At 67.4% G+C, this 25,883-nt stretch carries 16 protein-coding genes, 1 tRNA gene and 2 pseudogenes; 14 read left to right on the plus strand and 5 right to left on the minus strand.

Annotated features, from left to right (window positions below; translation table 11 throughout):
• The first annotated feature begins 79 nt into the window (after positions 1 to 79).
• Genes pdhA through EJK91_RS05330 form a run of 3 tightly spaced genes read left to right on the plus strand, consistent with a single transcriptional unit; the run spans position 80 to position 3,410 of the window.
• The gene (pdhA, locus tag EJK91_RS05320; RefSeq protein WP_024440818.1) at positions 80 to 1,174 is read left to right on the plus strand and encodes a pyruvate dehydrogenase (acetyl-transferring) E1 component subunit alpha; all 1,095 of its coding nucleotides are present in this window, start codon (positions 80 to 82) and stop codon (positions 1,172 to 1,174) included.
• A complete protein-coding gene (locus EJK91_RS05325) occupies positions 1,174 to 2,226 on the plus strand; it encodes an alpha-ketoacid dehydrogenase subunit beta (protein ID WP_125078429.1) in 1,053 nt (350 codons plus the stop codon). Before pdhA ends, EJK91_RS05325 begins: the two co-directional genes overlap by 1 nt.
• On the plus strand, positions 2,223 to 3,410 hold the full coding sequence (locus tag EJK91_RS05330) for a dihydrolipoamide acetyltransferase family protein (protein WP_046301253.1): 1,188 nt from the start codon (positions 2,223 to 2,225) through the stop codon (positions 3,408 to 3,410). The genes EJK91_RS05325 and EJK91_RS05330 overlap by 4 nt, the downstream gene beginning before the upstream one ends.
• A 10-nt stretch (positions 3,411 to 3,420) precedes the next feature.
• Here EJK91_RS05330 and EJK91_RS05335 read toward each other — a convergent pair whose 3' ends face one another.
• Together EJK91_RS05335 and EJK91_RS05340 are read right to left on the minus strand one after the other, a co-directional pair.
• Positions 3,421 to 4,179, minus strand: a complete 759-nt coding sequence (locus EJK91_RS05335; RefSeq protein WP_046301254.1) for an enoyl-CoA hydratase — start codon at positions 4,177 to 4,179, stop codon at positions 3,421 to 3,423.
• Between the two features lie 540 nt (positions 4,180 to 4,719).
• Positions 4,720 to 4,793 (minus strand) — tRNA-Arg (locus EJK91_RS05340).
• 379 nt (positions 4,794 to 5,172) lie between these two features.
• Between EJK91_RS05340 and EJK91_RS05350 the strand changes: the two genes are divergently transcribed.
• From EJK91_RS05350 to EJK91_RS05370, 6 genes and pseudogenes are all read left to right on the plus strand, one after another.
• Positions 5,173 to 6,621: a wax ester/triacylglycerol synthase family O-acyltransferase gene (locus tag EJK91_RS05350; protein ID WP_024440814.1), complete on the plus strand. Its 1,449-nt coding sequence runs from the start codon at positions 5,173 to 5,175 to the stop codon at positions 6,619 to 6,621.
• A gap of 32 nt (positions 6,622 to 6,653) precedes the next feature.
• Positions 6,654 to 7,847, plus strand: a pseudogene (locus EJK91_RS05355) (HAD-IB family hydrolase); the annotation flags it as partial.
• Positions 7,848 to 8,084: 237 nt separating this feature from the next.
• A pseudogene (locus tag EJK91_RS23160) lies at positions 8,085 to 8,234 on the plus strand (hypothetical protein); the annotation flags it as partial.
• A 14-nt stretch (positions 8,235 to 8,248) separates the two neighbouring features.
• Complete coding sequence (locus tag EJK91_RS05360; RefSeq protein WP_125078430.1) at positions 8,249 to 10,603, plus strand: glycerol-3-phosphate 1-O-acyltransferase; 2,355 nt, start codon at positions 8,249 to 8,251, stop codon at positions 10,601 to 10,603.
• A 66-nt stretch (positions 10,604 to 10,669) separates the two neighbouring features.
• The gene (locus tag EJK91_RS05365) at positions 10,670 to 12,670 is read left to right on the plus strand and encodes a cytochrome c oxidase assembly protein (RefSeq protein ID WP_024440811.1); all 2,001 of its coding nucleotides are present in this window, start codon (positions 10,670 to 10,672) and stop codon (positions 12,668 to 12,670) included.
• Between the two features lie 59 nt (positions 12,671 to 12,729).
• The gene (locus EJK91_RS05370) at positions 12,730 to 13,560 is read left to right on the plus strand and encodes an SDR family NAD(P)-dependent oxidoreductase (protein ID WP_024440810.1); all 831 of its coding nucleotides are present in this window, start codon (positions 12,730 to 12,732) and stop codon (positions 13,558 to 13,560) included.
• Positions 13,561 to 13,595: 35 nt separating this feature from the next.
• Here EJK91_RS05370 and EJK91_RS05375 read toward each other — a convergent pair whose 3' ends face one another.
• Complete coding sequence (locus EJK91_RS05375; RefSeq protein WP_024440809.1) at positions 13,596 to 14,942, minus strand: MFS transporter; 1,347 nt, start codon at positions 14,940 to 14,942, stop codon at positions 13,596 to 13,598.
• A gap of 176 nt (positions 14,943 to 15,118) precedes the next feature.
• On the opposite strand from EJK91_RS05375, the gene EJK91_RS05380 reads away from it, so the two are divergent.
• From EJK91_RS05380 to EJK91_RS05400, 5 genes are all read left to right on the plus strand, one after another.
• On the plus strand, positions 15,119 to 15,970 hold the full coding sequence (locus EJK91_RS05380; protein ID WP_206430386.1) for an LppX_LprAFG lipoprotein: 852 nt from the start codon (positions 15,119 to 15,121) through the stop codon (positions 15,968 to 15,970).
• Positions 15,971 to 16,124: 154 nt separating this feature from the next.
• Complete coding sequence (locus tag EJK91_RS05385; RefSeq protein WP_046301259.1) at positions 16,125 to 16,607, plus strand: single-stranded DNA-binding protein; 483 nt, start codon at positions 16,125 to 16,127, stop codon at positions 16,605 to 16,607.
• Positions 16,608 to 16,687: 80 nt separating this feature from the next.
• The gene (gene ettA / locus EJK91_RS05390; RefSeq protein ID WP_024440806.1) at positions 16,688 to 18,361 is read left to right on the plus strand and encodes an energy-dependent translational throttle protein EttA; all 1,674 of its coding nucleotides are present in this window, start codon (positions 16,688 to 16,690) and stop codon (positions 18,359 to 18,361) included.
• Between the two features lie 53 nt (positions 18,362 to 18,414).
• Complete coding sequence (locus EJK91_RS05395) at positions 18,415 to 23,271, plus strand: NAD-glutamate dehydrogenase (protein ID WP_125078431.1); 4,857 nt, start codon at positions 18,415 to 18,417, stop codon at positions 23,269 to 23,271.
• Between the two features lie 29 nt (positions 23,272 to 23,300).
• Positions 23,301 to 23,708, plus strand: coding sequence for an acyl-CoA thioesterase (locus EJK91_RS05400; RefSeq protein ID WP_024440804.1), 408 nt, complete (start codon positions 23,301 to 23,303; stop codon positions 23,706 to 23,708).
• A 122-nt stretch (positions 23,709 to 23,830) separates the two neighbouring features.
• On the opposite strand, the gene EJK91_RS05405 is transcribed toward EJK91_RS05400, so the two are convergent.
• Together EJK91_RS05405 and EJK91_RS05410 are read right to left on the minus strand one after the other, a co-directional pair.
• Positions 23,831 to 25,408: a glycoside hydrolase family 13 protein gene (locus EJK91_RS05405; RefSeq protein ID WP_125078432.1), complete on the minus strand. Its 1,578-nt coding sequence runs from the start codon at positions 25,406 to 25,408 to the stop codon at positions 23,831 to 23,833.
• Complete coding sequence (locus EJK91_RS05410; RefSeq protein ID WP_046300575.1) at positions 25,408 to 25,806, minus strand: globin; 399 nt, start codon at positions 25,804 to 25,806, stop codon at positions 25,408 to 25,410. Before EJK91_RS05410 ends, EJK91_RS05405 begins: the two co-directional genes overlap by 1 nt.
• Between the last annotated feature and the right edge of the window lie 77 nt (positions 25,807 to 25,883).

Consider the following 25,883-nt stretch of genomic DNA (forward strand, 5'->3'; position numbering starts at 1 on the left):
GGCGCGTCGCCGTGGTGTGGATGAACTGGGCTCTCGGTGTTCGCTGGCATAATGAGATCAGCGTCACAAGGAGGCTCACATGGGCCAGCTGCCAGGCATTACCGGTCCTCAGGTCGCTCTGGAGCCTGTGCAGCTGATCGGGCCGGACGGGGCGCCCACCGCCGAGAATCGCTATAGCCGGGACCTGCCCGAAGAGACCCTCTGTTGGCTCTACGAGCTGATGGTGCTCACCCGCGAGCTCGACACCGAACTGGTCAACCTGCAACGCCAGGGAGAGCTGGCGTTGTACGCGTCATGCCGCGGCCAGGAGGCCGCCCAAGTGGGCGCCGCCGCGTGTCTGCGCAAAACCGACTGGCTGTTCCCGCAATACCGCGAGCTGGGCGTCTTCGTCACCCGGGGCATCCCGCCGTGGCACCTCGCATCCGCCTGGCGTGGAACGTGGAACGGCGGGCTGGAGTTCACCGAGAAGAACTGTGCGCCGATCTCGATTCCGATCGGCACCCAGACGCTGCACGCGGTGGGCGCGGCGATGGCCGCCCAACGCCTGGCCGAGGACTCCGTCACCGTCGCCTTCACCGGCGACGGCGCCACCAGCGAGGGCGACGTACACGAGGCACTCAACTTCGCCGCGGTGTACACCGCCCCGTGCGTGTTCTATGTGCAGAACAATCAATGGGCCATCTCGGTGCCGCTGAGCAAGCAGACCGCCGCTGTCTCGCTGGCGCACAAGGCGATCGGCTACGGCATGCCCGGCATCCGGGTGGACGGCAATGACCCGCTGGCCTGCTATGCGGTGATGGCCGAAGCTGCCGAGCGGGCGCGACACGGCGGTGGCCCGAGCCTGATCGAGGCCGTCACCTACCGGCTCGGCCCGCACACCACCTCCGATGATCCGACCCGCTACCGCAGCAACGCCGAAGTCGACCGGTGGACGGCACTCGACCCGATCCCGCGCTACCGCAGCTACCTGCGCAATATCGGCGTGTGGTCGCAACGCCTGGAAGACCGAGTCGACGCTCGGGCCCAGCGCGTACGCAGCGAGCTGCGAGACGCCACGGTCGCGGCCCCCGATGCCGACATCGACGAGGTGTTCACCGCCGTCTACGCCGAGATCACCCCGGATCTGCAGCAGCAGCGCGCCGCGCTGCACGCCGAATTGGGCAGGGGGCGCTGATGACCCAGATTCTCGAACCACCCACCCGCGCAGCGACTCCCACCGCGGCCACCGGATCCACCGCCCGAAAAAGTGAAGAGCTGACCATGGTCGCGGCGCTCAACCGGGCGTTGCGCGATGCGATGGACGCCGATGCCAAGGTCCTGGTGTTCGGCACCGACGTCGGCGTGCAGGGCGGGGTGTTCCGGGTGACCGAAGGCCTGGCTGAAACGTTCGGTGAGCAACGCTGTTTCGATACGCCACTGGCCGAATCGGCGGTGATCGGCATCGCTATAGGGCTGGCGATGCGCGGCTTCGTACCGGTTCCGGAGATCCAGTTCGACGGATTCAGCTACCCCGCATTGGACCAGGTGGTCAGCCACTTGGCCAAGTACCGCACCCGGACTCGCGGCGCGGTGTCGATGCCGGTCACCGTGCGCATCCCCTCGTTCGGCGGAATCGGTGCGGCCGAGCATCATTCGGAATCCACCGAAACCTATTGGGCGCACACCGCCGGACTCAAGGTCGTGGTGCCCGCCGACCCCTCGGACGCTTACTGGCTACTGCGGCACTCGATCGCCGCCCCCGACCCGGTGATGTTCCTCGAACCCAAGCGACGGTACTGGGCCCGGGGTGCCGTCGATACCGAACACCCGGCGCCGGGGATCGGGTGTGCTGCCGTACGCCGCGCCGGTACCGACGTCACGGTGCTCACCTACGGCGGCGGGGTGGCCACCGCACTGTCCGCGGCCGAGATCGGCGCGCAACACCACGGGTGGAGCCTGGAGGTGGTCGATCTGCGCTCGCTGGTCCCGCTCGACTTCGACACCGTCGCTGCGTCAGTGCGGCGCACCGGGCGATGCGTGGTGTTGCACGAGGGGCCCCGCAACCTCGGCTATGGCGCCGAACTGGCCGCGCGCATCTCCGAGGAGCTGTTCTACGAGCTGGAGGCACCGGTGTTGCGCGCCACCGGATTCGACACCCCCTATCCACCGGCGCGGCTGGAACGACTGTGGCTGCCCGGCCCCGACCGGCTGCTGGACTGCGTTCAGCGTGTGTTGGAGGCGCCGTGAGCACCGAGACGGTTCAGACCTTCACCGTCCCCGATCTCGGGGAGGGACTCGAAGAGGTGACCGTGACAAGCTGGAACGTCGCCGTCGGTGATCGGATCGAACTCAACCAGGCACTGTGCTCGGTGGAGACCGCCAAAGCTGAGGTGGAGATCCCCAGCCCGTATGCCGGCCGGGTGGTCGAGCTGGGCGGCGGGGTGGGCGATGTGCTCGCGGTCGGGGCACCCCTGGTGCGTATCGATACCGGTACACCGGCCGAGCGCCCAGCCGAGCCCGGCGGGCGCGCTCCGGTGCTGGTCGGCTACGGCGCCGACGATACGTTCGACACCAGCCGCCGCGCTTGCACGTCCACCACCGGTCGGCCCAAGGCCAAGCCGGGTGCCCGCAAGCTCGCCGCCGAGCTGGGCGTCGACTTGAGCCGGGTGCCTCCCGGACCGAGCGGCGTGATCACCCCCGACGGTGTGCGGGCCGCGGCCGGCCAGGCGGCACCCGACGACGAACTTCGTCCGCCCAGCCCGGTGCAGGCGGCCATGGCCGAGCGGATGACACTGTCGCGTAGCAGGATCCCCGATGCGCACGCCAGCGTGCAGGTCGACGGCACGAATCTGCTGCAGCTGCGGGACCGGCTGGTCGAGGCGGACGCTGCAGCGATCACTCCGTTCGTGCTGATCCTGCGTCTGCTGGTCATCGCCCTGACCCGCCACCCGGTGCTGAACGCCACCTGGGTCGAAGCGCCGGCGGGCCCGATGATCCGCACCCACCACAGCGTCCACCTGGGCTTCGGGGTGGCCGCGCCCCGCGGCCTGTTGGTGCCGGTGGTGTTCGACGCGCATTGCAAGACCACCCGCGAACTCGCCGACATCGTTGCCCGGCTGATCGCCGAGGCCCGCGCCGGAACCCTCAAGCCAGCCGAGTTGCAGGGATCCACGTTCACGGTCTCCAACTTCGGGGCGCTCGGCCTCGATGACGGGGTGCCGGTGATCAATTACCCGGAGGCGGCCATCCTGGGGATCGGCTCGCTAAGGCCACGGCCGGTGGCGGTGGGTGACAGCGTCGTCGTGCGTCCGCAGCTGACCCTGACGTGCGCATTCGACCATCGCATCGCCGACGGCGCGCAGATCGCCGAATTCTTGTGCGCGCTTCGCGATCTGATCGAACAACCCGAGCTCGCGCTGCTGGATCTGTAGGCGGGCGCTGCTATTTGCGCTGCGCTGCGGCCAGCCGTGCGGCGAAGTCGGGCGACTCGACGGTGGCTGCCTGCGGACCCAGCTCGGTCTGCTTGGCGAACTCGTGTTGGTCGCCCTCGAGCGCGCCGGGAGTGGCGGTGGCGCGCATCGTCGCCTTGGTCGCAAAAACCACCTGCCGAGGCGCCGACGCCGGTCCGGCGGCCAACGCCAAAGCCGCGCTGACCGGGTCCTCGTCGATCTGCAGCGCCAAACCGTGCCGCACCGCTGCCTCCGCGTCGAAACGCATCCCGAACAACAGCGCGGCCCGGGCCACCTGGGGACCGACCGCCCGATGCAGCATCCAGGTGGCGCCGCCGCCGGGATGCAGACCCAACTGCTGGAACCGGGCGTCGAACAGCGCCGCCGGACCGGCGATACGCACGTCGGCGGCCAGCGCCAGGTTCAGACCCGCACCTACCGCGGCACCGTTGACCGCGGCGATCGTGGGTAGCGTGCACTGCGCGATCGCCATGAAACCGTCGTACAGCGCCAACAGGCCGTCCTCGGTCGCCGCACCGAGGGCCGACAGGTCGGCTCCGGCGCAGAACGCCCGGCCGGCGCCGGTGACCACCACCGCGTGCACGTCGGGGTCGGCTTCGGCGCGCTCCACAGCGGCCCGCAGCTGCACCGACATCGCGCCGGTGACGGCATTACGCCGGTCCGGATCGTTGACGGTGATCAGCGCTACGCGGTCGGTGACGCTGTATAAGACGAGATCGGGACGTGTCATGGGGCGATGACGCTACCGCGGGGGAGCGATCAGCCGAGCCAGGTGACGACTCCTGCGGTCACCCCCACCATTGCGATCATGAACATGGTGAAGAAGACGAGCGCCCGTTCGTGGCTCATGGATCTGCCTTTCGCGATTTGCCCGGTCTCCTTGTCGTTCCGCGCGACACGATGTCATGCGAACCGGGCTTGTGGCGTTCCGCTGGGGCTGACGCGCCGCTGTTCGGCGGCGTTCGATGCGTGGACGGATCGCCTTGGTTGATCGTTGATGCTCCAGCCTAGTGGCTAGCCCGGCTGGTTGCCGAATCCCCGGCGCTAATCACTGTGGTCCAGGGCCCGCAACGAAGGAGCCGTCGTCGTCGCGTCGCGTAACGCGCGCGAGCCGCCCCGAGGTTTTGGCAGACGGAAACCTGCGGCGAGGTGGCATCCGGTAACGGTAGCCGGGCCGATCGCCGCTAGTTGAGCTCGTCGACCCGGCCGGCGCGTCAAGGATCAACCGAAGCCGCTGGCAAGCATCACCCGAAGTCATACACGGCTGTTGCGCCCCCGGCAGGACTCGAACCTGCGACCACAAGATTAGAAGTCATGTGCTCTATCCACCTGAGCTACGGAGGCAATGCGGATCCAGTTTATCCGCTGGTAGGGGTGGATCCCCGGCGACCGAGTAAAGCCGCACCCGCGGGGTCGAGGCCCGCGGTTCCAGCTTCGGCTCTCCTTCGTCGAACCTCGCTGAACCGCTGGGCTCATGTGGCGGTTCCAGCTTCGGCTCTCCTTCGTCGAACCTCGCTGAACCGCCGTTACCAATTCAACCGGCCAACACAGTATTTCGATTTGTCGGCAGGCATCCGGATCTGGGCCAATCGACACCCGTCGCCGGGGGCAAACAACTAGCGTTGAATGGTCGGCGTGACCTCTGTGAATCAGGAGTGGTGTGTGGTGACAGCCTCGGTGTGCCGAGCAGGGCGGGGTAGGGCTGCGGTGTGGGGAGCTCGGCGTGGGTGACCTTGTGGACGCCGACGGATTGCCTACCGAGCTCGGTGCTCTTGACTACCTGCTGCACCGCGGGGAGGCCAATCCGCGCACCCGCTCGGGGATCATGGGCCTGGAGTTGCTCGACACCACCCCTGACTGGGACCGCTTCCGGAGTCTGTTCGAGAACGTCTCGCGGAAAGTGCTGCGGTTACGCCAGAAAGTTGTGGTGCCCACGTTGCCGACGGCTGCCCCGCGGTGGGTGGTGGACCCCGACTTCAATCTTGATTTTCACGTCCGGCGGGTTCGGGTGCCCGAGCCCGGGGGCTTGCGCGAGGTGCTCGATCTGGCCGAGGTGGCCCTGCAATCACCGATGGACATCCAGCGCCCTTTGTGGTCGGCGACGCTGGTGGAAGGGCTGGCCGACGGGCGCGCGGCCACCTTGATGCACCTGAGCCACGCGGTCACCGACGGTGTCGGGGGTGCTGCGATGTTCGGCCGGATCTATGACCTGGAGCGTGATCCGCCGGCGCGGTCGATGCCGCCACAGCCGATACCGCAGGAGCTGTCGGCAGGCGACCTGATGCGCGACGGCATCAACCACCTGCCGATCGCAATGCTCGGCGGTACCCGCGATGTGCTGTTGGGGGCGCTGTCGATGGCGACCCGCACCGTGCGCGACCCGTTGTCGGCGGTGACCGGCGCCATCACCTACGCCCGGTCGGGTGCGCGGGTGATGAGTCAGGCCGCCGAACCCTCGCCGTTGCTGCGCCGGCGCAGCCTGGCCAGCCGGACCCAGGCGATCGACGTGCGGCTGTCGGATCTGCATCGGGCCGCCAAGGCCGGCGGTGGATCCATCAATGACGCCTACCTGGCTGCCCTGTCCGGTGCGCTGGGGCGCTATCACCGGGCGCTGGGGGTGCCGATCGCGACGCTGCCGATGGCGATCCCGGTGAACCTGCGCGCCGATGCCGATCCAGCCGGCGGCAACCGGTTCACCGGGGTGAATCTGGCGGCCCCGGTCGGAGTCGCCGACCCGGTAGAGCGGATGAAGCGGATTCGGTCGCAGATGACCCAGCGCCGTGACGAGCCGGCGATGGACGTGCTCGGCTCCATCGCGCCGCTGTTGAGCGTCTTCCCATCCCCGGTTCTGGAGAAGATGACCGAGTCGGTGGTCAACGCCGACGTGCAGGCCAGCAATGTGGCGTTCTATCCCGGCGAAACCTATATCGCGGGCGCGAAGGTGCTGCGGCACTACGGGATAGGTCCGTTGCCGGGGGTCGCGATGATGGTGGTGCTGATCTCCCGCGGCGGCGAGTGCACCGTCACGGTCCGCTACGACCGCGCAGCCGTCCGCGACGAGAGGCTGTTCGCCAGCTGTCTGGTGGCGGGCTTCGACGAAGTGCTGGCGCTCGCCGGAGATCCCGCGCCGCGCTGCGTGCCGGCCTCCTTCTCGGACGGTGACGCGTCATGACCGACGACTCGAAGCCTCGGCAGCCGCGCGACATGCGGCTGCCCGGATCGGTGGCTGAGATCGCGGCGAGCCCGCCAGGGCCCAAGATCGGCGCGTTCTTCGACCTTGACGGCACCCTGGTGGCCGGCTTCACCGCCGTGATCCTCACCCGGGAGCGATTCCGGAGCCGCGACATGGGGCTGGGGGAGCTATTCGGCATGATCCAGGCCGGGCTCAACCATCAGCTCGGCCGCATCGAGTTCGAGGAGCTCATCAAGACCGCGTCGTCGGCACTGCGTGGCCGTTCGATCAGTGACCTCGATGAGATCGGCGAGCGGCTGTTCGTGCAGAAGATCGCCAAGCGCATCTACCCCGAAATGCGTGCGGTGGTGCGAGCCCACCAGGCTCGTGGGCACACCGTCGTGCTGAGTTCTTCGGCGCTGACCATCCAGGTCGAACCGGTGGCCCGTTTCCTGGGTATTGCCAACACGCTCACCAACGCCTTCGTCACCGACGAGGACGGGGTGCTCACCGGCGAGGTGGTCGAACCGATCCTGTGGGGGCCGGGCAAGGCCGCCGCGGTGCAGAAGTTCGCCGCCGAACACGACATCGACCTGCAGGACAGTTACTTCTACGCCGACGGGGACGAAGACGTTGCGCTGATGCATCTGGTCGGCAATCCGCGACCGACGAACCCCGAGGGCAAGATGGCCTCGGTCGCCCGCAAGCGCGGCTGGCCGATCCTGCAGTTCAGCAGCCGCGGCAGCGGAGTCGTCGGCCAACTGCGGAACCTGGCCGGCCTCAGCTCGATCGTCCCGGTGGGTGCTGGCGCGATCGGGCTGGGCCTACTGAGTGGCAGCCGCCGTCGCGGGGTCAACTTCTTTACCGCGCTGTTCCCGCAGGTGCTGCTTGGTTTGAATGGCGTGCGGCTCAACGTGATCGGCAAAGAGAATCTCACCGCAACCCGGCCGGCGGTGTTCATCTTCAACCACCGCAATCAGGTCGATCCGGTGATCACAGCCTCGCTGGTGCGTGACAACTGGATCAGCGTCGGCAAGCGCGAACTGGAGCGAGACCCGATCGCCGGTCCGCTGGGGAAGCTGACCGAGATGGTGTTCATCGACCGGGACGACGCGGCAGCGGCCGTGGAGTCGCTACAACAGGTCGAAGAACGTGCCAAGCGCGGCTTGTCGGTGGTGATCGCGCCGGAAGGCACTCGGGTCGACACCACCGGGGTGGGCCCGTTCAAGAAGGGACCCTTCCGGCTCGCAATGGCGGCCGGGATACCGATCGTGCCGGTGATCATCCGCAACGCCGAGGTGGTCGCGGCCCGCGACTCGATGAGCGCTCACCCGGGCACCGTCGACGTCGCGGTGTTCCCGGCGATCTCGGTCGAGGATTGGACGGTCGACACGCTGCCCGAGCGGATCGCGGAGGTCCGGCAGCTGTACCTGGACACCCTGGCCGACTGGCCGGTCGACGAGTTGCCGGCCTGGTCACCCAAGCCGGCGGCCAAGAAGGCGCCCGCTAAAAAGGCTGCCGCCAAGAAGACCCCGGCTAAAAAGGTTGCCGCCAAGAAGGCGCCGGCCAAGAAGGCTGCGGCCAAGAAAGCCCCGGCCAAGAAGCCGCCGGCCCCGAAGGGGGAGCAGTGACGACATCACCGGCCAGCGATCCCGCGGAGGCCACCGCACCCTTCGAAACCCTGGTCTTGGCCTACGTGAAGTCGCCGGTGGAGGCCGACCTCGTTCACGAGTGGCTGGAACGGTACCGGGACGGCCGCCCCGACCACCGCATCGAACTGCTGGAACTCGACCCGTCGCAACGCTCGTCCGGTGCGATGGCTCGGCTGGTCGGCCACCTCCAGCGCGACGAGCGGCGGTCGATCCTGCCGGTGCGGGTGTTCTGGATGCCCCGTGCTGAAGCGTCCGCCCTGAAGCGCGTGGCCGCCTTGCTGCCCGGCCGCAATCCGTATCGGCCCAGCGAACGCCAACAGCGCCAGATCCTGCGTACCGAGTCGTCGTTGGCCCGCGTCGTGGTGGGTGAGCCGGCCAGCGTCGCCGACCTGCGCAGCCAGTGGAGTGAAAACACCGTCGCGGAAAACCCGCGGGACTTCGCGCATTTCGTCACGCGCCGCGCAGTGCTGGCGCTGGAGCGCGCCGAGAACCGGATCCTGGGCCCGCAATACAAGTCCCCGCGGCTGGTGAAACCGGAGATCTTGGCGTCCACCCGATTCCGCGAGGGACTGGACGCCATTCCGGGCGCCACCGTCGACGAGGCCGGCAAGATGCTCGATGAGCTGTCCACCGGCTGGAGTCGGGTCTCGGTCGACTTGGTCGCCGTCTTGACCCGGATGCTCAGCCGCGGCTTCGATCCCGAGATCGACTACGACGAATATCAGGTCGCCGCCCTGCGCACCGCGCTGGAGAATCACCCCGCGGTGCTGCTGTTCTCCCACCGGTCCTACATCGACGGCGCGGTCATGCCGGTGGCGATGCAGGAGAACCGGCTTCCTCCGGTCCACGTCTTCGCGGGTATCAATCTGTCGTTCGGATTGATGGGGCCGTTGCTGCGCCGCTCCGGCGTCATCTTCATCCGCCGCAGCATCGGCAACAACCCGCTCTACAAATACGTGCTCAAGGAGTACGTCGGCTACGTGATGGAGAAGCGGTTCAACCTGAGCTGGTCTATCGAGGGCACCCGGTCGCGTACCGGCAAGATGCTGCCCCCCAAGCTCGGGCTGATGACCTACGTCGCCGATGCCTACCTGGACAACCGCACCGAAGATGTTCTGCTGCAGGGTGTTTCGATCAGTTTTGACCAACTGCATGAGACCGACGAGTACGCCGCCTATGCCCGCGGCGGAGAGAAGACCCCCGAGGGGATCCGCTGGCTCTACCGTTTCATCAAGGCGCAGGGCGAACGCAACTACGGCAAGATATACGTGCGCTTCCCCGAGGCCGTATCAATGCGCCAGTACTTGGGTGCCCCCGACAGTGCGGCTGCCACTGATCCGGATGCCAAGCGGCTGGCCATGCAGAAGATGGCCATCGAGGTGGCCTGGCGGATCCAGCGTGTCACCCCGATCAGCGCGACCGGCCTGGTGTCAGCGTTGCTGCTGACTACGCACGGGCTGGCGTTGACGCTGGACCAGATCCACCATTCGCTGCAGGCCGGCCTGGATTACCTGGAACGCAAGCAGACTCCGATCTCCAACAGCGGGTTGCGGCTGCGCAGCCGCGACGGGGTACGCGCAGCGGTGGATGCGTTATCCAACGGGCACCCGGTAACCCGTGTTGACGGCGGACGAGAGTCGGTGTGGCGGATCGCCCCCGAAGACGAGCACGCCGCGTCGTTCTACCGCAACTCGGTGATCCACGCCTTCCTGGAGACGTCGATCGTCGAACTGGCCCTGGCGCACGCCGGCCGCGGCGAAGGCGACCGGCTGGACGCGTTCTGGACGCAGGCGATGCGGCTGCGCGACCTGCTCAAGTTCGACTTCTACTTCGCCGATTCAGCGTCTTTCCGCGACAACATCGCCGAGGAGATGTCCTGGTTCGGTGACTGGCAGCAGCGGGTGGGCGCCGGTGGCGCCGAGATCGACGGCATTCTGTCCGAAAAGAGTCCGGTGACCTCCGACGTCATGCTGCGGGTGTTCTTCGAGTCCTACGCGATCGTCGCCGATGTGCTCTGCGACGCACCGGACGACATCGGCGAGAACGAACTGACGCAGTTGGCCCTGGGGGTCGGTCGCCAGTACGTGGCGCAGGGGCGCGTTCGCAGCAGCGAATCGGTGTCGACCTTGCTGTTCGCCACCGCCTGTCAGGTGCTCGCCGACCAGGGCCTGCTGGAACCCGCGCCGGATCTGGCCGGCCGCCGCAAGGCGTTCCGCGCTGAACTGCGAGGGATCCTGCAGGACTCCGACCACATCGCCCGCATCGCCCGGGAGGCATTTGCCGCCCGGGACATGGAGGTGCGACGCCACTGGCGGGGATTGAGCAGGTAGCAGGCGCGCCGCAACGTCGCCCGCCTGGTATGCAGCGCGGCTGGCGCGCACCATACGCTGGGAGCCATGACGGCTACTTCGGCAACCCGCGGCCGCGCGGCGATCGTGCTGCCGATGCTGGCCGCGCTGGCGATCTTGGCCGGGTGCATCGCCGCCGGGATCGGGGCCCTGTCGTTGGCCGACGCCCTGACCGCGACCGGCCTGCCCGACCCGGGACCCGTGACCACGCTGGGGTTGCCATTCGTGCGGGCAGCCGGCGAGATGGCCGCAGTGCTGGCGGTGGGATCGTTTCTGCTCGCGGCGTTCCTGGTGCCGCCGCAGCAAAGCGGGGTGCTCGACGCCGCCGGCTACCGTGCGCTGCGGTTGGGAACCGCGGCGTCGGGAGCCTGGGCGGTGTGTGCCGCACTGCTGGTTCCGCTGACCATCTCCGATGTCTCTGGCCACCCCTTGTCGGAGTTCCTCGACCCGGCGACGGCCTGGTCGTTTGCTGGGCTGGTCGACACCGCGTCGGCCTGGCGGTGGACCGCGCTGCTGGCCGCGGTGGTGACGCTGGCGAGCCTGCCCGTGCTGCGCTGGTCCTGGACACCGGTGCTGCTGGCGGGTTCGCTGCTGACCCTGATCCCGCTGGGGCTGACCGGCCATTCGGCCGCCGGCGGGTCACACGATCTGGCCACCAACAGCCTGCTCATCCACCTGATCGCCGCGGGCCTGTGGGCCGGCGGTCTACTGGCGTTGCTGGTACACGCGATTCGGGGCGGAGAACACGCCGACCTCGCCGCCCGGCGGTTCTCCACCGTGGCGCTGTGGTGCTTCGTGGCGATGGGCCTGTCGGGTGGGCTCAACGCGCTGGTTCGGCTGGCCCCTGCCGACCTGCTGACCACGCCGTACGGCCAGTTGGTAGTGGCCAAGTTCGTCGCGCTGTGTGTGCTCGGCTGCCTCGGTGCTTGGCAGCGGCGCCGCGGAGTGGCGGCGCTGCAGGAAGACCCGAACAAGCGCGCCCCGCTGATCCGGCTGGCGCTGACCGAGGCCATCGTCTTCGCGCTGACCTTCGGCGTTGCGGTGGGACTGGGCCGCACTCCGCCGCCCCCGCCGACGGTGCTCAACCCGTCGGTCCCGATGGTCAAGATCGGCTACGACTTCGCCGGCCCGCCGACCGTGGCCCGGATCCTGTTCGACTGGCGATACGACGTCGTCTTCGGGACCGCCGCGATAGTCCTGGCCGGCGTGTATCTGGCCGGGGTGCTGCGGCTGCGCCGCCGCGGTGACGCCTGGCCCGCGGGCCGCACCATCGCCTGGATGCTGGGCTGTCTGACCCTGCTGTTCGCCACCTCGTCGGGCACCGGTCGCTACATGCCGGCGATGTTCAGCATGCACATGGCGGTGCACATGCTCCTGTCGATGCTGGTGCCGATCCTGCTGGTGTTGGGCGGACCGACCACGCTGGCGCTGCGGGCGCTGCCGGTCGCCGGTCGCGGCGAACCGCCAGGAATGCGGGAATGGCTACTGGCCGCGCTGCACAGCCGGGTCTCGCGGGTCCTCACCAATCCGATCGTCGCGGCGGTGATCTTCGTCGTCGGCTTTTACGGGCTCTACTTCAGCAGCCTGTTCGACTCGATCGCCGGCAGTCACGCCGGGCACCTTGCGATGAACATCCACTTCATCCTCAGCGGCTACCTCTTCTATTGGGTCGTGATCGGCGTGGACCCCACTCCCCGGCCCATCTCACCGCTGGCCAAGCTGGCGGTGGTGTTCGCCTCGCTGCCGCTGCACGGCTTCTTCGGGGTCTTCCTGATGGGGATGCACAAGGTGCTCGGGGAGTGGTTCTACGGTGCGCTGGGCCTGCCCTGGCACACCGACTTGGCCGGAGACCAGCACCTGGGCGGCGGCATCACCTGGTCAGCAGGCGAATTGCCCCTGCTCATGGTGATGATCGCACTGCTGGTGCAGTGGCATCGCAGTGACCGGCGCATCGCCAAGCGTCTCGACCGCGCCGCCGAACGCGATGACGACGCCGACCTGGCCGCCTACAACGCGATGCTGGCGGAGATGGCCCGCCGCGACGGGTGAGCCCGGTGCGGCGACCCGCCGACGCGATCTGACCGTGACGAATCGAAGGAGAACCTGCAGTGACCTCACCCCGAACGATCGTGATCACCGGCGCCAGCGACGGCATCGGCGCTGTCGCAGCGCGTGCTTTGGCCGGACCGGAGGTCAATCTCGTAGTCGTCGGCCGCTCGGCTCAGAAATTGGCGCCGGTCGCCGCCGACGCCGGTGCCACCGCCCTGACCGCTGACTTCGCCGATCTCGACCAGGTTCGTGCGCTGGCCGAACAGATCCGCGAACAGGTCGGCACCATCGACGTTCTGCTGAACAACGCGGGCGGAACGTTCGCGCCGGGGCAACGTACCGCCCAGGGACATGAACCCAACTTCGGGATCAACCACCTCGCGCCGTTCCTGCTGACCAACCTGTTGCGCGACCGGCTGGCCGCCGCCGGCGGCGCGCTGGTGCTGAACACCTCCAGCATCGGCAACCGGTTCGGCCACGTCGACCTCGATGACCTGGACTATCGGCGCCGGCGTGCCATTGAGCCGCGGGCCTACGGGACCAGCAAGCTGATGAACATCCTGTTCACCCGCGGCATCGCCCAGCGCTGGGTTGACGACGCGATCATCTCGGCCGCAGTGCATCCCGGTCCGGTCGCGACGAGCTTCGGCCGGGACTCCTGGTTTGTCGGCCTGCTCTACCGCACCCCGCTGCGCCACCTCGCGGCCATCACCCCGGCCCAGGGCGCCGCGCCGTTGATCGAACTGGCCAACCGCGGCGCCGACCCCGCGATCAACGGCGTCTACTTCGACCGGCACCGCGCCAACGGCCGCGAGAACCGACAGGCCCGCGACCCCAAGCTCATCGACGGCCTGTGGCGCATCTCCGCGGATCTCGTCGGTCTGGACTGATCACCACGGCCGGTGCCCGAATCGATCGACTTGGTCTATTCGCGCAGCCCCGCTTCGGCGATGGCACTGGCCTCCTGCTCGGTGGCCACCGACGGTCCCGACCCGGGCAGGCGCTTGCCGGCCGTCTCCGGGGTGAACCACACCGTGATCGCGCCGATGACGCCCGCGCCCATCAGGATGAAGGCGGGCACCATCACGTTGCCGGTTCCCGAGACCAGCGTCTCGGCGACCAGCGGGGTGGTACCTCCGAACAACGAGACCGAGATGTTGAATCCGATGGCCACCGCGAAAAAGCGCACCGCGGTGGGGAACAGCGCTGGCAGCGTCGACGGTGTGGTGCTGTTGAAGCACACCAGCATCAGCCCGATGAGCAGCACACCGAGCAACCGGATCGGATAGCTGCCGCCGTGGCGGATCAGCAGGAACGCTGGGACCGAGCCGAAGATCAGTAGGGCGCTGCCGGTCCACAGCAGCGGCTTGCGGCCGATTCGGTCGGACAATCTGGCCAGTGGCATCACGACGACCAACATCATCACCAGCGCCACCACGATCATCGTCAGCCCGCGGCTGCCGCTGATACTGCCGACCTGCTTGAAGTACGTCGGTAGGTATCCGGTGAGCATGTAGTTGGTGACGTTCTCCGCCAGCACCAGGCCCATGCAGATCAGCAGACCGCTGCGGTGTCCCACGACGGTTTGCCGGAACTGCTGCCACCCGGTTTCGCTGGCCACCGAGTTGTCAGCACCGGCCTGTTCCAGCTCTTCGAAGGCCGGTGATTCATCGATGCGCAACCGCATGTACAGCGTGATGATGGCCAGCGGCACACCCAGCAGGAAGGGGACTCGCCAGCCCCAGTGCAACATGTCGGACACCGGCAGTTGGGATTGGATCAGGGTGACCACGCCGGCGCCGGTGATGTAGCCGCCCAAGGTGCCTAACGGCAGAAATCCGGTCAGCGCGCCGCGGGTGCGGTCCGGGGCGTGTTCGCTGACATAGGTCATCGCGCCGACGTACTCGCCGCCGGTGGAGAAGCCCTGCATCAGCTTGGTGATGATCAGCAGGACCGGAGCCCAGATCCCGATCGCCTCGTAGGACGGCAGCAGTCCCGTGATCGTGGTGCCTATCGCCATCAGCGAGACGGTCATGATCAGGACTTTTTTGCGGCCGATGCGGTCACCGAGTGCGCCGAAGAATATCCCGCCGAACGGCCGCACCGCGAAGGCCGCGGCCAGGGTGCCGAACGTGGCGATCAGGCCCACCGCACTGGAGCTGTCGCCGGGGTAGAAGACCTGCGCGAGAGTGGTGGCGAGGAAGCCGTAGATGCCGAAGTCGTACCACTCCATGAAGTTGCCGACAGCAGTGCCGGCAATCGAGCGTCGCATGGCTTTCGGGTTCGAAACCCGGATTTCGTCGCGTGCCCATGTGCTGCGGTCGGTGTGTGCACCGCTGCCGGACTGGCCTTTGGTATCCACCGCAAGCAACGTATACCAACGGTTCCATCGCCGCGCGGTTCCCCCTTGCCGGGTCCGCCGGTCCGAGGGCACCTAGCATGGCGGGCATGCGCAGGCTCCCCGCCGTACTGTCGATCGCGAGTGCCGCTGCTGCCCTGGTCGCCGGTTGCTCGTCCACCGCTCCAACCGCGCCGTCGGTTTCGTCGTCTGCCGTCACGCCGACAGTCCAATCGGCCACCGAATCGACCTCCGTGCCGGCGACGTCGTCGCCCGAACCATCGTCGGCTACCGAACCGGCCCCGTCCTCGAAGCCGTCGCCCCCGTCTTCGAAGAAGGCCAGTGAGCCACTGCCGAGCGCCGCGGCGATTCTCAAGGAGTCCAGCGCCACCACCGCAGGAGTCGACAGCGCGCACCTGAGTCTGTCGGCGAGCAGCGGCATCGAGAACATGGCGATCACCGCGCTCGACGGCGACGTGACCAGGCAGCCTGCCGAGGCCGCCAAGGGCTACGCCAAGATCAAGTACCGGGGGGCTCCGGCCTACGTGGAGTTCGTGGTGTTCGGGGGAGACCTCTACGTGTCGCAAGATGATGGCCGGTGGATCGACTACGGGCCGGCCACGAACTTCTTCGACGTGGCCTCGATCCTGAGCCCGGATACCGGGCTCGCCGACATGCTGACCGATTTCTTCGACCCGGAGGTCGAGGGCCGCGAGACGATCGCGCTCGGCACAGACGAAGTGCACACCGTCCGGATCAGCGGCCAGGTGTCTGCGCGCGCGGCCAAGAAGATCGTGCCGCATTTGACGGCCACCAAACGGACGTCGTGCACGGTCTGGATCGAGGAGACCGGTGATCATCACCTGGTTGCGCTCAAACTGGGGTCCGGAGACGACGAGTCGGTGGTGATCACATTCTCGAATTGGAACGCGCCGGTTAACGTCGGCAAGCCGCGGGTGTAGGACACCTGCCTCGGCTATCCCCAAATCACACTTCTTCCACAGTTGCCGCTGCACGCAACCGCCCGAGCCGTCGCGTTGTCGGGGCCGGCGGGCTCAATGGGTGCAGCATGAGCGGGCTGATCACGTCCGCCGCAACCAGGAAGGAAAACGTGCCATGTATGAAACCCCGTTGACCATCATCGGCAACGTCGTGACCGACCCGATCCGGCGCCGGGTGGGGGAGCACGAACTGATCAAATTCCGGGTCGCCAGCAACTCGCGCAAGCGCGGCGCCGACGGGAACTGGGAGCCCGGCAACTCGCTGTATCTGACCGTCACCTGCTGGGACCGGTTGGTCACCGGCGTCGGTGCGTCACTGAGCAAGGGATTGCCGGTGATCGTGGTCGGAGACGTATTCACCAGTGAATACGAGGACAAAGACGGCAATCGTCGATCGTCGGTGGAGCTACGCGCGACGGCGGTCGGCCCGAACCTGGCGCGATGTGCGGCCCGGGTGGAGAAGATCATTGCCGCCGGACCGGAGTGTCCGACGGCGACTTCTCCGAGCGCCGAGGCCGACGGCCCGGACTGCGCCGACGGCGAATCCGGCGCCGGCGACGAGATGGCCGAGATGGCCGGGATAGCTCTGACGCCCTGACAGCAGCCGACGGCCCTGCCGGGCGACCCCCTAGGATGGTTGGCGAGCAAATTCGCGAGACCAGGAGGCGACACCCCGGCATGGCTGAGTTCATCTACACGATGAAGAAGGTGCGCAAAGCACACGGCGACAAAGTCATCCTCGACGACGTCACGCTGAACTTCCTGCCCGGCGCCAAGATCGGTGTCGTCGGCCCCAACGGTGCGGGTAAGTCCAGCGTCCTGCGGATCATGGCCGGGCTGGACAAGGCGAACAACGGCGACGCTTTCCTGGCGCCCGGAGCCACCGTCGGCATCCTGTTGCAGGAGCCGCCGCTGGACGAGACCAAGACGGTCCGGGAGAACGTCGAAGAGGGCGTGCCGATCAAGGCCAAGCTCAATCGGTACAACGAGGTCGCCGAGCTGATGGCCACCGACTACACCGACGAGCTGATGGAAGAGATGGGCAAGCTCCAGGAGGAGCTTGACGCCGCCGACGCCTGGGACATCGACTCGCAGCTCGAACAGGCCATGGACGCACTGCGCTGCCCGCCGCCCGACGAGCCCGTCACCCATCTCTCCGGTGGCGAGCGTCGGCGGGTGGCGCTGTGCAAGCTGCTGCTGAGCAAGCCCGATCTGCTGCTTCTGGACGAGCCCACCAACCACCTCGACGCCGAGAGCGTGCTGTGGCTCGAGCAGCACCTGGCCTCCTACCCGGGCGCCATCCTCGCGGTTACCCACGACCGTTACTTCCTCGACAACGTGGCCGAGTGGATCCTGGAGCTCGACCGCGGCCGGGCCTACCCCTACGAGGGCAACTACTCGACCTATCTGGAGAAGAAGGCCGAGCGTCTCGAGGTGCAGGGCAAGAAGGACCAGAAGCTGCAGAAGCGGCTCAAGGACGAACTCGCCTGGGTGCGTTCGGGTGCCAAGGCCCGCCAAGCCAAGAACAAGGCCCGCCTGCAGCGCTACGAGGAGATGGTTGTCGAGGCGGAGAAGACCCGCAAGCTTGACTTCGAGGAGATCCAGATCCCGGTCGGCCCGCGCCTGGGCAACACCGTCGTCGAGGTGGAGCACCTGGACAAGGGTTTCGAGTCGCGCCAGCTGATCAAGGACCTGTCGTTCACGCTGCCGCGCAACGGCATCGTCGGCGTGATCGGCCCCAACGGCGTCGGCAAGACGACCCTGTTCAAGACCATCGTCGGCCTGGAAGAGCCGGACAGCGGCACGGTCAAGGTCGGCGAAACGGTCAAGCTGAGCTATGTCGACCAGAACCGTGCCGGCATCGACCCGAAGAAGACGGTCTGGGAAGTGGTCTCCGACGGCCTGGACTACATCGAGGTCGGGCAGAACGAGATCCCGTCCCGGGCCTACGTCTCGGCGTTCGGCTTTAAGGGCCCAGACCAGCAGAAGCCTGCCGGCGTGCTCTCCGGCGGTGAGCGCAACCGGCTGAACCTGGCCCTGACTCTCAAGCAGGGCGGCAACCTGATCCTGCTGGACGAGCCGACCAACGACCTCGATGTCGAAACGCTCGGTTCACTGGAGAACGCCCTCGAACAGTTCCCCGGTTGCGCCGTCGTCATCAGCCACGACCGCTGGTTCCTCGACCGGACCTGCACGCACATCCTGGCGTGGGAGGGCGACGACGACAACGAGGCCAAGTGGTTCTGGTTCGAGGGCAACTTCGGCGCCTACGAGGAGAACAAGGTGGAACGTCTCGGTGCCGAAGCGGCGCGTCCGCATCGAGTGACCCACCGCAGGCTCACCCGCGACTAATGTTGTTCCGGTAGCCGTGCTGCCGGAGCTGACACATAGTCAGGAGGGGTGGGATGACAAAGTCCACCAAAGAATCGACCGCGTGGACAACATTTCCCGATCCCCCTGAGCCGCAAGGCATTCCTGCTTGGGTCTCGACGGCTTACGTCGAGACCTACCGCGGTTCGCACAGCGACTCGCTGATCAGCGACGAACCCACCGACGCCGATCCCGCCAGCCGGGCAGCCGCCATCGACCTGGTGACCCCGGCGCTGCTGGCCGCGCACGCCCGGCTGGCGCGGCATCGGCTCGCCGGTGAGACCCGGGTTGCGGTGTTGACCGCCGACGATCCGGCTGGTTGCGGGCCGGCGCTGCAGGTGGTCACCGAACACGGCGGCATGCTGATGGACTCGGTGGCGGTGCTCCTGCACCGGCTCGGGGTGGCCTACGTGGGGATCATGTCGCCGGTGTTCGCCGTGCAGCGAGATGAGGCCGGGGAACTGCGTTCGGTGGAGCCGAGAGGCTCAGACGTTGAGCCGAGATCCGTGGATGGCACGGTGGGGGCCGAGGCCTGGATTCATGTCCAGCTCTCACCGACCGTCAACCGGCACACCCTCGCCGAAACCGAACGCCTGCTGCCCGATGTGATGGCCGACGTCCGCCAGGTGGCGATCGATTCCGAGGCGATGCACAACGCGCTCACCGAGCTTGCCGCCGAGGTCGAGTCGGACGCGCACGGCCACTACGCCGCCCCGGACCGCCACGATGTCGCGGCCCTCCTGCACTGGCTGGCCGACGGGCATTTCGTTCTGCTGGGCTATCAGCGGGGGGTGGTGCGCGACGAACAGGTGCTGGTCGATGACGCCGCCCGGCTGGGCGTTTTGCAGCTGCGTAAGTCTTTGCGGCCCAGGCTCATCGGTGACAGTCTGTTGACTCTGGCGCAGGCTACCGTGCCCAGCTATATGCGATTCAGCTCGCACACCTACGTGGTGGTGATCCGGGAGGACACCGGCGACAGCATCGTCGCGCACCGGTTCGTCGGATTGTTCACCGCCGGCGCGATCAACGCTGACGTCTTCGAGATCCCGGTCATCTCCCACACCGTCCGCCATGCGCTCGCGCTCGCGGAGAAGGAACCCGGGCACCCCGGACAACTTCTGCTCGACATCATCCAAACCGTTCCGCGTTCAGAGCTTTTCGCGATCACCCCGGAACAGCTGCTGAACATGGCGATGGCGGTGTCCGACCTCGGTTCGCGGCGCGGGACCCTGCTGTTCCTGCGCGGCGACCGCACCGGGCGCTTCGTATCGTGTTTGGTGTATCTGCCACGCGACCGCTACACCACCCCGGTGCGGCTGCACATGGAGGACATCCTGGTTCGCGAGTTCGGCGGAGTGGGCCTGGAATACAGCGCGCGCGTCAGCGAAGCCCCTTGGGCGCTGCTGCATTTCATGGTCCGGATCTCCGACGACCCCGACGCCCGTGCGGTCGACACCGGCGAGGACAACCGAGCCCGGATCCAGGCGATGCTGTTCGAGGCCACCCGCACCTGGGGAGACCGGCTGCTCGAGACGGCGACGCAGGACTCCATCGCCGTCGAGGTGGCCGAACACTATGCCGCTGCCTTCGACGAGATCTACAAGCAGGCTGTCACTCCAGCCGAGGCCGTCGAAGACATCGCGATCATCGAGCGGCTGACCGCCGACTCGGTCAAGTTGGTGTTCACCCACTACGGCGAGGCCGACGGAAGTCAGTTGGCCTGGTTTCTCGGTGGACACGGTGCGTCGCTGAGCCAACTGCTGCCGATGCTGCAATGCATGGGGGTGGCGGTGCTCGAAGAGCGGCCGTTCACCGTCACCCGCGGCGACGGCCTGCAGGTGTGGATCTACAAGTTCAGGGTGTCAGCGCACCCCACCATCGACATCCCGGAGACCGGAGTCGAGCGCGACGATGCCGAACAGCGATTCGCCGACGGGGTCACCGCGATCTGGGAGGGCCGTGTCGAGCCCGACCGATTCAACGAGCTGGTGCTGCGCGCCGGTTTGAACTGGCAACAGGTCGTGGTGCTGCGCGGCTACGCCAAATACCTGCGCCAGGCCCGCTTCCCCTACAGCGAGAACCATATCGCCTCGGTGCTTAACGAGTATCCGGGCATCGCGCGCGGCCTGGTGGCACTGTTTGAGGCGCTGTTCGACCCGTCGCGCACGCATCGCAACCGTGACGCACAGGCGGCCGCCGCGGAGGTCGCGGCGGGCATCGACGCGGTGGTGAGCCTGGACACCGACCGGGTCCTGCGCGCGTTCGCCTCGCTGATTCAAGCCACCCTACGCACCAATTACTTTGTCACCCGCGCCGATTCGGCCCGCGCGCGTAACGTACTGGCGCTCAAGCTGGATGCCGGCTTGATCGACGAGTTGCCACTGCCCCGGCCGAAGTTCGAGATCTTCGTCTACTCACCCCGGGTCGAGGGGGTGCACCTGCGGTTCGGCTTCGTCTCGCGTGGCGGGCTGCGCTGGTCGGACCGCCGCGAGGACTATCGCACCGAGATCCTCGGACTGGTCAAGGCCCAAGAGGTCAAGAACGCCGTCATCGTCCCGACCGGAGCCAAAGGCGGCTTCGTGGTCAAGCGCCCACCGACGCCCACCGGCAATCCGGTAGCGGATCGCGAGGCGGCCCGCGACGAAGGGATCGCCTGCTACACGCTGTTCATCTCCGGACTGCTCGACCTCACCGACAACGTCGATCACGCCACCGGCGCGGTCAGCGCGCCGTCGCAGGTCGTGCGCCGCGACGGCGACGACGCGTATCTGGTGGTGGCCGCCGACAAGGGCACCGCCAGCTTCTCCGACATCGCCAACGGGGTGGCCAAGTCCTACGGCTACTGGCTGGGCGACGCGTTCGCGTCCGGTGGGTCGGTCGGCTACGACCACAAGGAGATGGGCATCACCGCGAAAGGTGCCTGGGAGTCGGTCAAGCGGCATTTCCGGGAGATGGGAATCGACACCCAGACCCAGGATTTCACCGTTGTCGGCGTCGGAGATATGAGCGGCGACGTGTTCGGCAACGGCATGCTGCGCAGTGAACACATCCGACTGGTGGCCGCCTTCGATCATCGGCACATCTTCCTCGATCCCGACCCAGATCCCGCCCGGTCTTTCGCCGAGCGTCAGCGGATGTTCGACCTGCCCCGATCCAGTTGGGACGACTACGACAAGTCGCTGATCAGCGCCGGAGGCGGTGTCTACGCGCGCGACCTGAAATCCGTGCCGGTCAGCCCGCAGGTCGCCGCCGTGCTGGGTCTCGACGCGGACATCACCGAACTCACCCCGCCGGTGCTGATCCGGGCGATCCTGCGGGCGCCCGTGGACCTGTTGTTCAACGGCGGCATCGGCACCTACGTCAAAGCCGAGTCCGAATCCGACGTCGGAGACCGTGCCAACGACCAGGTCCGGGTCAACGGAAACCAGGTGCGCGCCAAGGTGATCGGCGAAGGCGGAAACCTCGGCGTCACGCCGCTGGGCCGCGTCGAGTTCGACCTGGCCGGCGGCCGCATCAACACCGACGCCCTGGACAACTCGGCCGGCGTCGACTGCTCCGACCACGAGGTCAACATCAAGATCCTGATCGACGCCCTGGTCACCGTCGGCAAGGTCGACGCCGTCGACCGGCCCGCGTTGCTGGCATCGATGACCGACGAGGTCAGTGCGCTGGTCCTGGCGGACAACACCGCCCAGAACGATCTGATGGGCACCAGCCGGGCCAACGCCGCGAGCCTGCTGCCGGTGCACGCCGAGCAGATCCGCCACCTGGTGGCAGACCGCGGGCTCAACCGCGCCCTGGAGGCGCTGCCATCGGAGAAGGAGATCGCCCGACGCGCCGAGGCCGGGCTGGGCCTGGCCTCACCGGAGTTGGCCACTCTGATGGCGCACGTCAAGCTGACGCTGAAAGCGGCGGTACTGTCCACCGACCTACCCGAGCAGGACGTGTTCGCCGCCCGGCTGCCGCAGTATTTTCCGCAGGTACTGCAACAGCGCTTCGGCCCCGAGATCCGCCAGCACCAACTGCGCCGCGAGATCGTCACCACCATGCTGATCAACGACGTGGTGGACACCGCGGGCATCACCTATGCCTTCCGGATCACCGAGGACGCCGGGGTGGAACTGATCGACGCGGTGCGCGCCTACGTCGCGACCGACGCCATCTTCGGGGTGGGCGAATTGTGGCGGCGCATCCGCGCCGCCGGTGAGCGCGACGGTCTGCCGGTTGCGGTGACCGACCGGATGACCCTGGATCTGCGGCGGCTCATCGACCGGGCCGGCCGTTGGCTGCTCAACTACCGCCCGCAGCCACTGGCGGTGGGCGCCGAGATCAATCGGTTCGCCGAGCAGGTCGCCGCGCTGTCACCGCGGATGTCGGAATGGCTGCGCGGCGACGATGCCGACATCGTCGCCAAACACATCAGCGAGTTCGAGACTCAGGGCGTGCCTCGTGGCCTGGCTACCGATGTCGCACTGGGCTTGTACCGCTACAGCCTGCTCGACGTCATCGACGTCGCCGACATCACCGAACGTGACGCCGATGAGGTCGCCGACACCTATTTCGCGCTGATGGATCGGTTGGGCGCCGACGGCCTGCTGACGGCGGTCGCCCAATTGCCGCGCGATGACCGCTGGCACGCCTTGGCGCGGTTGGCTATCCGCGACGACATCTACAATTCGGTGCGGTCGCTGTGCCTGGACGTGCTGGCGGTCGGGGAACCGGACGAGGACGGGATGCAGAAAATCACCGAATGGGAATCGACCAACGCCTCACGCGTGGAGCGGGCGCGGCGCACGCTGGCCCAGATCTACGAATCCGGCCAGCGGGATCTGGCAACCCTGTCGGTGGCGGCACGCCAGATCCGCAGCATGACACGCGGCGCGGCTTCGTGAGTCCGGCAGGCGAATCCACCGGGGCGCCGGTGGGCTTTGTGGCAGCGGTTCCGGTGCGCTGGTCGGACATCGACATGTATCAGCACGTGAACCACGCGACCATGGTGACCATGCTTGAAGAGGCGCGGGTGCCGTTCCTGTCGCCGGCGTTCGCGGTCGACATCACCAGCGTCGGGCTGCTGATCGCCGAGGTCAAGGTTGCCTACAAGGGGCAGCTGCGGCTGACGGACTCACCGCTGCAGGTGACCATGTGGGTGTCGCGGCTGCGCACGGTGGACTTCACCATCGGCTACGAGGTGCGCTCGGTGCACGCGGCCCCGGATTCCCGGCCGGCCGTGATCGCCGAGACGCAGTTGGCCACCTTCAGCATCGACGAGCAGAAGCTGGTGCGGCTGTCGGCGGACCACCGCGCCTACCTGGAGAAGTTCATCCGCTGAGCGGCAGCAGGCATCACTGTGCATGCGTGCGCGAAGCATGATCGACCAGCCGGACCGGTTCGCGGACGTGGTCGTCGAATTCGTCGGCGCCACAAGCGATCTCAGCTGACCAGACTTTCCGCTTAGGTCAGCCACGCGGCGCTGTCGGGCGGCAAGACACCGCCGGTCGCCGGCGCGCTGGCCAGGATCAGCTGTCCTTCGGGAAGATCCACCGGGCGGTCGCCGGCATTCAGCGCGCATACCAGTCCGCCGCGTCGGAAGACCAGCATTCCTGGTGGTGCGTCCAGCCAATCGATCTGCGATCCGGTGAGTTCGGGCCTGCGCCTGCGGGTGGCGAGGGCCTGCCGGTACAGCGACAGCGTCGAGGCGCGATCGCTACGCTGACGCTCGACGGTCAGCGCCGCCCAATCCGGCGGCATCGGCAGCCAGGTGTCGGGGTTGTCGGAGAATCCGAAAGCCGGTGTCTCGCCGGACCAGGGCAGCGGCACCCGGCAGCCGTCGCGGCCGCGTTCAGTGTGCCCGGAGCGCTCCCACACCGGGTCCTGCAGGGCCGAATCGGGCAGTTCGACGTTGGGCAGGCCCAGCTCCTGGCCGTTATAGACGAACACCGCGCCCGGCAACGCCAACAAGACCAGGGCCATGGCCCGCGCCCGGTCCAGGCCCAAGGCCCCGCCACCGTAGCGGGTGACCGCCCGCTCGACGTCGTGATTCTCCAGCGCCCAGGTGGCGCTGGCGCCCACCAACGCCACCGCGGCCAGCGAATTGTCGATCGCACCGCGGATCTGAGTCGCATCGAAGTCGGCTTGCAACAGCCGGAAGTTGAAGGCCAGGTGCAATTCGTCGGGCCGTAGGTACTCGGCGAACTGATCGTTGTCGTGAACCCAGACCTCACCGACGCTCACCGCGTCCGGGTAGTCGTCGAAGACCCGCCGAATCGCCCGGTGAATCGCGTGGACGCCGGGCCGATTGAATCGCGGGTCGTCGTCCTGATGGGCCAGCAGCTTCACATCGGTGACCGGCATGTCCGGTAGACCGGCCGGCTTGGCCATGCCGTGGGAGACATCGATGCGGAAGCCGTCCACGCCGCGGTCCAGCCAGAACCGCAGGGTGCGCTCGAAATCGGCGAAGACCTCCGGGTTGTCCCAGTTCAGATCCGGCTGTGACACATCGAACAGATGCAGGTACCACTGGCCGGGGCCGTCGGGTTCGGTGACCCGCGTCCAGGCCGGGCCGCCGAACACCGACACCCAGTTGTTGGGCGGCAACTGGCCGTCGATTCCGCGCCCGTCACGGAAGAAGTAGCGGTCACGCGCGGGACTGCCCGGCTTGGCGGCCAATGCCTCGACGAACCAGGGGTGCGCCGAGCTGGTGTGGTTGGGCACCAGGTCCATCGTCAGCTTGATTCCCCGCCCGTGCGCGGCGGCCACCAGCCGATCCAGTGCTGCGAGGTCGCCGAACAGTGGATCGATGTCACGCGGATTCGCCACGTCGTAGCCGTGGTCGGCCATCGGCGACACCGTCACCGGGTTGAGCCACAGCGCCTCGACCCCCAGCCAGTGCAAGTAGTCCAGGTGTGCGGTCACCCCGTCGAGATCGCCGACTCCGTCGGAGTTGCTGTCGGCGAACGAGCGGGGATACACCTGGTAGAAGGTGCTGTTCGTCCACCATGGCTGCCCCGCAGGGCGTGTGGCCGGACTCATCAGATCGGCGCGTTGACCAGGAAGTCCGCCGCCGAATGCAGATACTGCAGCAGTTCGCCGCGGTGTGCATCGTCGAGGGTGTCGCTGTCGATCTCGCTGATGGCCGTCGTCATGCAGCGCAGCCACGCATCGCGCTGCATCGGGCCGATCCGGTAGGGGATGTGGCGCATCCGCAGTCGCGGGTGCCCACGACGCTCGGTGTAGGTGCGCGGCCCGCCCCAGTACTGCTCGAGGAACATTCGCAACCGGTCCTCGGCGCCGGCCATGTCGTCGGCAGGATACATCGGGCGCAGGATCGGATCCTGGGCGACCAGTTGATAAAACCGCGACACGATGGCGTTAAACGTCTCCGCGCCGCCGACGGCGTCATAAAACGAGGGTTCTTCTATCGGCTGCATCGCCCCCCATTGTGGGGCATCGCCGGTGACTGCCGGTGAACACACAGCAAATAGGCGTGCGACCAGCACCGAATCAT

The sequence above is a fragment of the Mycobacterium sp. P7213 genome, assembly GCF_900604305.1.
Taxonomy (GTDB): domain Bacteria; phylum Actinomycetota; class Actinomycetes; order Mycobacteriales; family Mycobacteriaceae; genus Mycobacterium.